The 10,835-nt window shown below is 73.6% G+C and carries 11 protein-coding genes; 5 read left to right on the forward strand and 6 right to left on the reverse strand.

Going from position 1 to position 10,835, the window contains the following annotated elements; translation table 11 throughout:
• Window positions 1–175: 175 nt before the first annotated feature.
• The 6 genes from ACZ4V6_RS17725 to ACZ4V6_RS17750 all read right to left on the reverse strand — a co-directional run bounded on the left by ACZ4V6_RS17725 (window position 176) and on the right by ACZ4V6_RS17750 (window position 5,764).
• Window positions 176–1,009: a pectate lyase gene (locus ACZ4V6_RS17725; protein ID WP_467828037.1), complete on the reverse strand. Its 834-nt coding sequence runs from the start codon at window positions 1,007–1,009 to the stop codon at window positions 176–178.
• Window positions 1,010–1,094: 85 nt separating this feature from the next.
• A complete protein-coding gene (locus ACZ4V6_RS17730) occupies window positions 1,095–1,958 on the reverse strand; it encodes a hypothetical protein (RefSeq protein ID WP_467828039.1) in 864 nt (287 codons plus the stop codon).
• Entirely contained in the window at window positions 1,955–2,521 is a 567-nt protein-coding gene (locus ACZ4V6_RS17735) for a SigE family RNA polymerase sigma factor (protein ID WP_467828041.1), read from the reverse strand. Before ACZ4V6_RS17735 ends, ACZ4V6_RS17730 begins: the two co-directional genes overlap by 4 nt.
• A gap of 164 nt (window positions 2,522–2,685) precedes the next feature.
• Complete coding sequence (locus tag ACZ4V6_RS17740; RefSeq protein ID WP_467828043.1) at window positions 2,686–4,143, reverse strand: peptidoglycan D,D-transpeptidase FtsI family protein; 1,458 nt, start codon at window positions 4,141–4,143, stop codon at window positions 2,686–2,688.
• Between the two features lie 373 nt (window positions 4,144–4,516).
• Complete coding sequence (locus tag ACZ4V6_RS17745; RefSeq protein WP_467828045.1) at window positions 4,517–4,987, reverse strand: GNAT family N-acetyltransferase; 471 nt, start codon at window positions 4,985–4,987, stop codon at window positions 4,517–4,519.
• Between the two features lie 3 nt (window positions 4,988–4,990).
• Window positions 4,991–5,764 carry an IclR family transcriptional regulator gene (locus ACZ4V6_RS17750; protein ID WP_077798530.1) on the reverse strand — a complete coding sequence of 258 codons (774 nt, stop codon included), beginning with the start codon at window positions 5,762–5,764 and terminating at the stop codon, window positions 4,991–4,993.
• Window positions 5,765–5,883: 119 nt separating this feature from the next.
• On the opposite strand from ACZ4V6_RS17750, the gene ACZ4V6_RS17755 reads away from it, so the two are divergent.
• The 5 genes from ACZ4V6_RS17755 (at window position 5,884) to ACZ4V6_RS17775 (ending at window position 10,663) form a co-directional block, all read left to right on the forward strand.
• Complete coding sequence (locus tag ACZ4V6_RS17755; protein ID WP_467828048.1) at window positions 5,884–7,413, forward strand: aldehyde dehydrogenase (NADP(+)); 1,530 nt, start codon at window positions 5,884–5,886, stop codon at window positions 7,411–7,413.
• Between the two features lie 139 nt (window positions 7,414–7,552).
• Window positions 7,553–8,161, forward strand: coding sequence for a DUF1349 domain-containing protein (locus tag ACZ4V6_RS17760; protein WP_467828051.1), 609 nt, complete (start codon window positions 7,553–7,555; stop codon window positions 8,159–8,161).
• Between the two features lie 46 nt (window positions 8,162–8,207).
• Entirely contained in the window at window positions 8,208–8,711 is a 504-nt protein-coding gene (locus ACZ4V6_RS17765) for a GNAT family N-acetyltransferase (RefSeq protein WP_467828053.1), read from the forward strand.
• A 77-nt stretch (window positions 8,712–8,788) separates the two neighbouring features.
• On the forward strand, window positions 8,789–9,508 hold the full coding sequence (locus ACZ4V6_RS17770; protein WP_467828056.1) for a DsbA family oxidoreductase: 720 nt from the start codon (window positions 8,789–8,791) through the stop codon (window positions 9,506–9,508).
• Between the two features lie 60 nt (window positions 9,509–9,568).
• Entirely contained in the window at window positions 9,569–10,663 is a 1,095-nt protein-coding gene (locus tag ACZ4V6_RS17775) for an aminotransferase class V-fold PLP-dependent enzyme (RefSeq protein WP_467828058.1), read from the forward strand.
• Window positions 10,664–10,835 lie beyond the last annotated feature (172 nt).

The following is a 10,835-nucleotide window of genomic DNA, read 5'->3' on the forward strand; positions in this document are numbered from 1 at the left end:
GTCCGGCCGCGCAGGCCACGTGGCGGTCCTCGCCGCGGGTGATGTCCTCCACCTGTGCGGCGTGGCCGGGAGAACGCCCCCGCCGGTCGTCACCGGCGGGGGCGTTCGGCGTGCCGGCCGAGTGGGGGCTCGGACGGCACGCACCGGCCCGGGGGGCGGGCCGGTGCGCAGGGGGTCACTCGTAGGTGATGTCCGAGGCCGTGAAGTCGCAGACCTTGCCGTACGGGCCGGCCGGCGTGAGCTCCTTGGGCTCCTTGCCGGTGTTGTTGCCCTGGAAGCGGACGCAGGTCTTGATCTTCTTCTTGCTGTCGCCGTGGATGCGGACGTCGCGCAGCGTCGCGGTGTCGCCGTAGTTCTCGTTGATGCCGACGATCGCCTTGCCGGGCGCGGTGACGTCCACGCCGTCGATGACGATCGTGCGCTTGTACTGCTTCTTGCAGTTGCCGCAGGAGCGGACCAGCTTGCCGAAGTTCTCGACCTGGAAGTCGCTGACCACGAGCTTGCCCGCGCCGTTGAACTGGAGCACCTTGTCGTCGGCGTTCTTCGCGCCGCCCCCCTGCACCGTGTACACCGCCGACGACGAGGTGCCCTTGAAGCTGGCGGCGTCCTCGCCGACGTCCAGCCACCACACGTTCTGCAGCGTGCAGGAGCCCTTGCAGTGGACGCCGTCCGCGGCCGGGGTGCCGATGACGACGTTCTTCAGCACGGCGCCGTCCGCCAGCTCGAAGATCGGGCCCTGGTCCTCGTCCTGGCCGGAGGTGCCGAGGTCGCCGGTGCCGTAGAACTTCTTCATCTTGCCGTCGTAGGTGCCGGAGACCGGGATCGTCGACGAGACGGGCTTGCTGCCGGTGTCCGACGGCCAGGACGACGCGGCGCCGGCCGTGGACAGCATCGTCGTCGTGACGATCGCCGCGCCGGTGAGGCCGAAGGCGGCCGCTCCGGCGATCACCGCCCGGCGCTTGGTGACCCGGCGGCGGTGACGGACCCGCTGTGCAGCTCCTGCAGTCATGCTCGTGTCCTTGCGTGGGGAGGGGAACCTTTCGCCCTCTCGTCGCCACGCGCGGGGAATGGGTTGCCGTGTCTCCCGGTTTTTTTCACGAACCGCTGTCGCGCGGCGCGAAGTCCCCCCGGACCGTCAGCCGTTCGGTGCCGGCGACGGCCGTCGCCCCGTAGCTGTCGCCGTACGCGTCCCGGCCGCCGCGCGCGTGGTCGTACTGGCCGGCGAACACCCACTCGCCCGCCGGGACCGTACGGCCCTCCTTGAGCGTCCACCGGTGGACGAGGAAACCGTCCCGCTCCTCGAGCGTGAACGTGAAGTCGTCCTCGGGCAGCGACCGCCAGGCGCCGGTGGAGGCGACCGAGCCGGTCTGCGCCACCCTCAGTTCGACGGTGAGCGCGGTCAGCGGGACGCGCGTCTTCAGGGTGACGTTGCTCTGCGCCCAGAAGTCGTTGCTGTGCGGGTCCACCGAGCCGTCCGACCACAGCGGGCCGTCCTCGACGCCGGCGGCCGGCGGCCGGGCGGTGGCGGTCGCGGTGCCGGCGGGCGTCCGCGAGGGCGGGGGCGGGGCCGGGGCCGAGGTCGCCGGCCCGGTCTCCGTCGAGGTGCTCGGCGCCGGGGCGGCGGGCGGCGGCGCGGGCGCGCGTTCGGTGGGGCCGGCCGCCGACGGGGTGGGCGTGGGGGAGGCGGCGACCGAACGCTGCGGGGGAGGGTCGTCCTTCACCGCGGACGCCACCGCGTACCCGCCGACCGCGAGAACCCCCGCGACCGCCGCCGACGCGCCGGCCACCCGGGCCCAGCCCAGCAGCGGCGGCCGCGCCGCCCGGTGCCCGGCGCGCTCCGGGCCGGCCATGCCGCGCTCGACCCGGGCCAGGATGCGCGCACGGTCGGGCTCGTGCGCCGCGGCCGCCTCGTGCAGCCGGGCGCGCAGCTCCTCGTCCACGTTCCGCCGCCCGGTCATCGTTTCCTTCCCGTGGTCTCGCCGGTGCGCGCGATCGCCGCGCGCACCCGCTGCGGCGCGCCCCGTGTGCCCAGCACCCGCTGCAGTTCGGCCACCCCCTTCGACGTCTGGCTCTTCACCGTACCCACCGAGACGCCCAGGGCGAGCGCGGTGTCCTTCTCGGAGAGGTCGAACGCGTGCCGCAGCACCACGCACGCCCGCTTGCGGAACGGCAGGGCGCGCAACGCCTCCTGCACGTCCACCACGCCCGCCACGTCCGGGTTCTCCGTCCCCTCCTCGCGCTGCGGCCAGAACAGGGCGACGCGCCGGCGCTCGCGCACCGCGCTGCGTATCCGGCTGCGGGCCAGGTTGGCGACGACACCGCGCGCGTACGCCACCGGGTGGTCGGCCGAGCGCACCCGGTCCCAGCGGTGCCACAGCGCGAGCAGGGCGTCCGCCGCCAGGTCGTCGGCGGCGTCCGGCTCGCCCGTCAGCAGACGGGCGAGCCGGGACAGTTCGGCGTAGTGGCGCTCGAAGAAGGCGTGGAACTCCTCGGAGGCGGCGTCGTCGACGACTGTGCCCACGGGCGGACCCTCCTCGCAGCGGCTTTCCCGGCGTCGAACAGCCGTGCGCCGGGCCGGAATCCGGAACTGTAGCAGCGTCGGCCGCGCCGACCGTACGGTGCGCCGAACACCGTATGGCCGACCGAACCGGAAGGGGAGGGGAGTTCAGGCCGGGTGAGGGGGCTCTAGCCCTTGAGGGCCGCCTCCATCATCGCCTTGGCCACCGGGGCCGCCAGCCCGTTGCCGCTGACCTCGGAGCGGGCCGCGTCGGACTGCTCGACGAGGACGGCCACGGCGACCTCCTGGTCCGAGGAGGCGGACTTGGCGTAGGACGTGAACCAGGCGTACGGCGTCTTGCTGTTGTTCTCGCCGTGCTGGGCCGTGCCCGTCTTGCCGCCCACGGTCGCGCCGGGGATCTGCGCGTTCGACCCCGTGCCCTCCTCGACGACCGTCCGCATGGCCGACTCCAGCTGCTCGGCGGTGGAGGAGCTGACGATCTGCTTCGTCTCCGCCGAGTCGTCGTAGTCCTCCAGCACGTCGCCGTCACTACCGGTGATCTGCGCCACCATGTGCGGCGAGACCAGCTTGCCGCCGTTGGCAATGGCCGCGGACACCATGGCCATCTGGAGGGGGGTCGCCGTCACGTCGAACTGGCCGATGCCCGTCAGGGCGGTCGACGGCCGGTTCATGTCCTTCGGGTACACGCTCGTGTAGGCCCGCACCGGCACGTCCTGCGTCTCGTCGTTGAACCCGAACTTCTCGGCCATCGTCCGGAGCTTGTCCTGTCCCAGGTCGACGGCCATCTTGGCGAAGACGTTGTTGCACGAGTACTGCAGGGCGGTGCGGATCGTGGCGTTCTCGCAGGGGGCGTTCGGGTTCTCGTTCGACAGGTCCTTCGTGGTGTCCGGCAGCCGGTACGGGTCCGGGCTGTCGGTCGGCTCGTCCACCGACCCGTACAGCCCGTCCTCCAGCGCGGCCGCCGCGACCACGAGCTTGAACGTCGAGCCGGGCGGCAGCGGCTGGCGCAGCGCCCGGTTGGTCAGCGGCTTGTCCGGGTCGCCGGTGAGCTCCTTCCAGGCCTCACCCGCGGTGTTGGCGTCGGTCAGCGACGACGGGTCGTACGACGGGGTGGACACGACCGCGAGGATCCGGCCCGTCCTCGGGTCGATCGCGACGGCGGCGCCCTTCTTGTCGCCCAGCGCCTTAAGCCCGGCCTTCTGCACGGCCGGGTCGATCGTCGTGATCACGTTGCCCGGATCGGACCGCCTCCCGGTGACCGTGTCCATCACCGTCTTCAGCCGGGGGTCGGTGCCGTTGAGCAGGTCCTGGTAGATGCCCTCCAACTGCGTGGGCGCGTAGGCCTGCGAGGCGTAGCCCGTCACCGCCGCGTACAGCTTCCCGTCCGTGTACGTGCGTTTGTACGTGAGGTCGCCGCCCTCCGTCCGTGCCGAGCCGGTGACCGACCGTCCGGCCACGACGATGTTCCCGAGCGGCTCCGCGTACGTCTCGATCGCGTTGCGCCGGTTGTCCTTGTCGTCCGCGAGCGCCCGGCCGTCGTAGAACTGCACCCAGGTCGCCCGCACCAGCAGAGCGAACACCAGGAGCAGCGTGAAGACCGATGCGCGCCTGATCGTCTTGTTCATCCCGACCACAGGACGAACGGGCGGGGGCGGATCGTTCCCCTGCGCCCGTTTTCTCATCATCCGTTCATGAAGCCGGTTCCGTGGGACCGGGCGAGCGCGCCCACGACCGGGCGCGGGCCGCGGCCGACCGCGGGGCGAGGAAGCGGGCGCCGACGGTGGCGGGGAGAAGGCCGTCGGCCGTCCGGGCAGCGCAGGCGAGAAGCGTCGGCCGCGTCGGGCCGTCGGCCGCGTCGGGCCGTCGGCCGCGTCGGGCGGGGGTGAGCGTCTGCGTCATGGCTCCACGCCCCCGCGCACACCCGCCGGAACGTCCTGCGCGCCGGCGATCCGTCGCCGCACGGGGGAGGACGGGTCAGTCCGCGAAGTGGAGGACGGGTCAGTCCGCGAGGTGGAGGACGACCTCGTCGATCACCTCGCCCCGCGCCGGAGCGAAGCCCCGGGCCCGGGCGCTCGTCTCGAAGCCGCACTTCTCCAGCACGCGCCGCGACCCGGTGTTGTCCGCCGCGGCCCGCGCGTACAGCGGGCGGTCCGGCACCTCCGCCAGCAGCGCCCGCAGCGCGGCCGTCGCCACGCCCCGGCCCCAGTACGCCCGGTCCACCCAGTACGTCACCTCGCGCTCGCCCGGCTCCCCGTACACCGCGGCGCTGCCGATGACGTCACCGTCGCCCAGGATGGTCCGCACGACGTCGCGCGATGCCCGGACCGTGTTCCAGTGCGCCGTGAACGCGTCCCAGTCGGCCGGGTCGGGCGGGGTGAAGGCCGCCATGCGCAGGGCCTCGGGATCGTTCATCTGCCGGAAGAAGACGGGCAGATCGCTGTCGTGGACCTCGCGCAGTGCGATGTGCATGGATCAGAGCCTACGCGTCGCCAGCGCCAGCCGGTCGCGCGCGTCGAACAGCGCGTCCTTCACCGTCTGTTCGTGCGCCGGCGTCAGCCGCGCCACCGGCACCGAGCAGCTGATCGCGTCCCGCGCGGGGGTGCGGTAGGGGATCGCCACGCCGAAGCAGCGCAGCCCCAGCGTGTTCTCCTCGCGGTCCACCGCGAAGCCCTGCTCCCGCACCTGGTGCAGCTCCTCGATGAGCTTCTCCCGGTCGGTGATGGTGTGTTCGGTCAGCGCCGGCAGGGTCTCGGGCAGCATCTTGCGGACCTGCTCGTCGCTGTAGGTGCTCAGCAGTGCCTTGCCCAGCGACGTCGAGTGCGCGGGCAGCCGGCGGCCGACCCGGGTGAAGGGCCGCAGGTAGTGCTGGGACTGGCGGGTGGCCAGGTAGACGACGTTCGTGCCGTCCAGCCGGGCGAGGTGGATGGTCTCCGTGGTGTCGTCGGAGAGCCGGTCCAGCGTCGGCCGGGCCGCCGCGACCACCTCGTCGCCGTCGATGTACGACGTGCCGACCAGCAGCGCCCGCACCCCGATGCCGTACCGCGTGCCCGTCGCGTCGGTCTCCACCCAGCCCAGCTCGACCAGCGTGCGCAGCAGCATGTACAGGCTCGACTTGGGGTAGCCGACGGCCTCCTGGACCGACGCGAGGGAGTGCATGCCGGGGCGTCCGGCGAAGTACTCGAGCAGTTCCACCGTCCGCACGGCGGACTTGACCTGCGCTCCGCCCCCCGTCTCGCCAGCCGACATCGCCCTTGACCCCTTCGTTCGACGGGAAATAATGTCCACCGTATTCATCATCGGAGACAGCGTTCAGTATATCGAACGACCCCGTTGCCGAGAACGCAGAGCACGTGGAGGGACCCGCGGTGGCAGCAGCACCAGTCTGGAGTGTCGACCCCCGTACCGGGAAGCAGCGTGAACAGGTCGCGGTGGAGGCCACGGCCCAGGAGGTGGACGCCGCCGTCCGCGCCGCCCACGCGGCGCGCGGGGCCCTCGCCGACCGCGCCGTCCGCGCGGCCTTCCTGCGCACCGCCGCCGACGAGCTGAAGGCGGCCGAGAACACCCTCGTCGAGGTGGCCGACGCCGAGACCGCGCTCGGCCCGGTCCGGCTCACCGGCGAACTCGCCCGCACCTGCTACCAGCTGCGGGCCTTCGCCGACATCGTCGACGAGGGCGAGTTCCTCGGCGTCGTCATCGACCACCCCGACGACACCGCCACCCCGCCCGTCCCCGACCTGCGCCGCTACAAGGTGCCGCTCGGCGTCGTCGCCGTCTACTCGGCCTCCAACTTCCCCTTCGCCTTCTCCGTGCCCGGCGGTGACACCGCCAGCGCGCTGGCGGCCGGCTGCCCGGTCGTCGTCAAGGCCCACCCCGACCACCCGGCCCTGTCCGAGCTGGTCGCGAGCGTGCTGCGCCGGGCCGCCGCCCGGCACGACATCCCCGAGGGCGTCCTCGGCCTGGTGCACGGCTTCGACGCCGGCATCGAGCTGATCAGGCACCCGCTGGTCGCCGCGGCCGGCTTCACGGGGTCGGTCCGCGGTGGCCGCGCCCTGTTCGACGCGGCGGCGGCGCGGCCCGTGCCGATCCCCTTCCACGGCGAACTGGGCTCGCTGAACCCGGTCGTCGTCACCGAGGCCGCGGCGGCCGAGCGGGCCGAGGCCATCGGCGCCGGGCTCGCCGGCTCGATGACCCTGGGCGTCGGCCAGTTCTGCGTGAAGCCGGGCCTGGTCCTGGTGCCCTCCGGCGCCGCGGGCGACGGCCTGGTCAAGACCCTCACGGACGCCGTCAGCGACACCGACGCCGGAGTGCTGCTCGACCACCGCATGCGGGACAACTTCGTCGCCGGGGTCGCCGAGCGCGCCGCCCTGCCCGACGTGGAGTCCCCGGTGACGCCGGGCTCGGGCGGCGAGCACACCGTCAGCCCCGGCTTCCTGACCGTGCCGGCCGGACGGCTGACCGCCGAGGGCGAGCACGACCTGCTCCTGGAGGAGTGCTTCGGGCCGGTCACCGTGGTGGCCCGCTACGACGACGAGGCCGAGGTGCGGGGCGTGCTCTCCCGGCTGCCGGGCAACCTCACGGCGACCGTGCAGCTCTCCGCCGAGGAGGCGGCCGGGCAGGGACGCGGGGCGGAGATCCTCGCGGAGCTGACGCCGCTCGCGGGGCGGGTGCTGGTCAACGGCTGGCCGACGGGGGTCGCGGTCGCCGCGGCCCAGCACCACGGGGGGCCGTACCCGGCGACGACGTCGACGTCCACGTCGGTGGGCGGCACGGCGATCGAGCGGTGGCTGCGGCCCGTCGCGTACCAGGGGACGCCGGAGGCGCTGCTGCCGCCGGAGCTGCGGGACGACAACCCGCTGGGGCTTCCCCGCCGGTTCAACGGGGTCCTGGAGCGGTAGCGCCGTGGCGCGTGCTGACGCGTGCTGACGCGTGCGGGGGCCGCGCCGCCGTGGCCGCCCGCGCCCACGCGGCGGAGCCGCGTACCGATACACCCCCGCGCCCACGGGGCGCGTACACCGAACCGGAGAGAACGAGCAGATGGACATGGAACTCCCCGAACTCCCCTTCCCGCTCCGTACCCACGGGCCCGACGGCGGCTGGTCCTACGAGGACGGTGTGCTCACCGGCGCGGCCGGGGCGCGGCAGGACCGGTTCGTGCCGCCGGGCGGGGAGGCGCTGGAGCCCGCCTCCGACGCGCCACGGCTGCTCGGGGCGCCCGAGGGGGACTTCCAGCTCATCGCCCGCGTCACGGTCGGCTTCGAGGCCGCCTTCGACGCCGGGGTGCTCTACGTCCACGTCGGCGAGCGGGCCTGGGCCAAGCTGTGCCTGGAGTACTCCCCGGACGTGGCCACCGTCTGCACGGTGGTCACCCGGGGGCACTCCGACGACTGCAACTCCTTCACCGTGCGGGGGGACTCGGTGTGGCTGCGCGTCAGCCGCACCGGACGGGCCTTCGCGTTCCACGCCTCCCTCGACGGCGAGCGCTGGACCTTCGTCCGCGTGTTCGCCCTCGGCGACGAGAAGGAGACGGGCGCGGCCCTGACCGGCTTCATGGCCCAGTCGCCGACGGGCGAGGGCTGCGTCGTGAGGTACGACCGCCTGGAGTTCCGGCCGTACCCGCCGGCGGACCTGCGCGACGGCAGCTGACGCGGGCTGACGCAACCGGAAGCCCGGTCCACGCGTCCTGCGGTGCATGATCGACGAACGCGGGACCGGGAACCGGGTGATCCGCACCGCCCTGCCCGCCGAGACGGAGGCCGTGGCCGCGCTGCACGTCCGCGCCCGGGCGACGTACTACCCGGACGGGCTCCCCGACGACGGCCACGACTGGGCCGCCGCCTGGCGCACCGCCGTCGAACGGCCCGACGGACACGTGCTGTGCGCCGTGGAGCGGGGAGGCATCGTGGCCGTCGCCTCCTTCCGCGTCCCGGAGGACGCCCCGGCCGGCACGGTCAAGCTGTACCAGTTCCACGTCGACCCCGGCCACTGGCGCTCCGGCATCGGCACCGCCCTGCACGCGGCCTGCGTCGAGCAGTGGCGGGCCGACGGCAGGCGCACGGCCGTCCTCGACGTCCACGCCGGCAACCGGCGCGCCCAGGCCTTCTACGCCCGCCGGGGCTGGTTCCCCGACCCGGACCACCCGCCCGCCGAGGGGGACCACCACCTGCGCCTGTGCTTCGACGTGCCCGGGGAATGAGACGCGACGCTTGAACGTTCACGTACGCGGCGGAGGGGAGGCCTCCGCACCCGTACGACCTGGAGAAGAGCCGACACATGCGCGTCGAGATCTGGAGCGACATCGCCTGCCCCTGGTGCTACGTGGGCAAGGCCCGCTTCGAGAAGGCGCTCGCGGCCTTCGAGCACCGGGACGGTGTCGAGGTGGTGCACCGGTCCTTCGAGCTGGACCCCGGGCGCGCCAAGGACGACGTCCAGCCCGTGCTGACGATGCTCACCGCGAAGTACGGCATGAGCGAGGCCCAGGCACAGGCAGGTGAGGACAACCTCGGCGCGCAGGCCGCCGCCGAGGGGCTGGACTACCGCACCCGCGGCCGTGACCACGGCAGCACCTTCGACATGCACCGGCTGCTGCACCTCGCCAAGGAGGAGGGGCGCCAGGACGCGCTGCTGGACGCGCTCTACCGGGGCAACTTCGCCGAGGAACGCTCCGTGTTCGCCGACGACGAGCGGCTCGTGGAGCTGGCCGTCGGCGCCGGGCTGGAGGCGGACACCGTCCGCGGGGTGCTCGCCGACCCCACCGCCTACGCCGACGAGGTCCGCGCCGACGAACGCGAGGCCGCGCAGCTCGGGGCCACCGGGGTGCCCTTCTTCGTGCTCGACCGGACCTACGGCGTCTCCGGCGCCCAGCCCGCTGAGGTCTTCGCCCGGGCGCTGACGCAGGCCTGGGGCGAGCGCGCGCCGCTGAAGCCCGTCGACGCCGCGGACGGGACCGCGGAGGCGTGCGGCCCGGACGGCTGCGCGGTCCCGCAGAGCTGAAACGCCCAGGTCACAGGGATCGCATAAGCAGTCCTTGGGGACATCGCGCAGAAATACGCGATGGACGGAGAGGTCCCGGGGCCGCACAGTGGTGCCATGGAGAGCTTCGAGACCCTCGTCCGTGCCGAGTTCGACCCGAAGACCACGTACCTGAACACCGCCAGCACCGGCCTGCTGCCCGCCCGGACCCTCGCCGCGATGCGTGACGCGGCCGAGGCCGCGGCGGCCGGGCAGCCCCTCGACATGTTCGCCGACGTCGAGGCGAGCCGCTCCGCCTTCGCCCGCCTCCTCAAGGTCCCCGCCTCCCGGGTGGCGGCCGGGGCGTCGGTCGCCACCTTCAGCGGGCTCGTCGCGGCCTCACTGCCCGCGGGCTCCGAAGTCCTCACCGCGGAGGCCGACTTCAGCTCCCTGGTGAACCCGCTGCACATGCGCGGCGACCTGAAGGTGCGCAGTGTGCCGCTGGAGCGGCTCGCCGAGTCGGTGGGCCCGGACACCGCGCTCGTCGCGGTCAGCTCCGTGCAGTCCGCCGACGGGCGGATCGCCGACCTCGCGGCGCTGCGGGACGCCGCCCGGGCGCACGGCGCGCGGACGCTGGTCGACACCTCCCAGTCCAACGGGTGGCTGCCACTGGCCGCCGACGACTTCGACTACGTGGCCGCCGTCGCCTACAAGTGGACGCTGTGCCCGCGCGGCGTCGCCTTCCTCGTCGTCCCGGAGGACCTGGGAGAGGCGGCCGGGCTGACGCCGCTGTTCGCCGGCTGGGCGTCGGGCGAGCACCCCTGGGACAGCTGCTACGGCCCCGTCGAGGAACTCGCCCACTCCGCGCGGCGCTTCGACGAGAGCCCCGCCCTCTTCTCCTACACGGGCGCCCGGCACTCCCTCGCGCTGATCGAGGAACTCGGCGTGGACGCCGTGCACGCCCACGACACGGCCCTCGCCGACCGGTTCCGCGAGGGCCTGGGCTCCCTGGGCCACGAGGCGGTCCCCGCGCCGGGCTCGGCGATCGTGTCGGTGCCCGGACTCGGCCACCGGCAGGGCGACCTGGGCCGGGCGGGCGTCCAGGTCTCGGACCGGGCGGGCAACCTGCGGGCCGCGTTCCACCTCTACAACACGGCGGCGGACGTCGACCGGCTGCTGGACGTCCTGGCCGGCTGAGACGACACCGGGCAGGGGCCTCCCGTCCCACACGAAGAGGCCCCTGCCCGGTTCCCGCACGCGGTTCACTTCACCGGCGTGAAGTCCCGCGCCCCGATGCGGTGTTCTCCGGGGGGCGACCCCCGGGCCCCCGGCCGGTTCGATTCACCGTACGGGCGTGAAGTCCCGCGCC

Source organism: Streptomyces sp. NPDC029152 (assembly GCF_055564355.1).

Excerpts from the sequence above, each read along its gene's own strand:
- ACZ4V6_RS17725 (WP_467828037.1), bottom strand. The coding sequence starts at position 1,009 with ATGACTGCAGGAGCTGCACAGCGGGTCCGTCACCGCCGCCGGGTCACC.
- ACZ4V6_RS17730 (WP_467828039.1), bottom strand. The coding sequence starts at position 1,958 with ATGACCGGGCGGCGGAACGTGGACGAGGAGCTGCGCGCCCGGCTGCAC.
- ACZ4V6_RS17740 (WP_467828043.1), bottom strand. The coding sequence starts at position 4,143 with ATGAACAAGACGATCAGGCGCGCATCGGTCTTCACGCTGCTCCTGGTG.
- ACZ4V6_RS17745 (WP_467828045.1), bottom strand. The coding sequence starts at position 4,987 with ATGCACATCGCACTGCGCGAGGTCCACGACAGCGATCTGCCCGTCTTC.
- ACZ4V6_RS17750 (WP_077798530.1), bottom strand. The coding sequence starts at position 5,764 with ATGTCGGCTGGCGAGACGGGGGGCGGAGCGCAGGTCAAGTCCGCCGTG.
- ACZ4V6_RS17760 (WP_467828051.1), top strand. The coding sequence starts at position 7,553 with ATGGACATGGAACTCCCCGAACTCCCCTTCCCGCTCCGTACCCACGGG.
- ACZ4V6_RS17765 (WP_467828053.1), top strand. The coding sequence starts at position 8,208 with ATGATCGACGAACGCGGGACCGGGAACCGGGTGATCCGCACCGCCCTG.
- ACZ4V6_RS17770 (WP_467828056.1), top strand. The coding sequence starts at position 8,789 with ATGCGCGTCGAGATCTGGAGCGACATCGCCTGCCCCTGGTGCTACGTG.
- ACZ4V6_RS17775 (WP_467828058.1), top strand. The coding sequence starts at position 9,569 with ATGGACGGAGAGGTCCCGGGGCCGCACAGTGGTGCCATGGAGAGCTTC.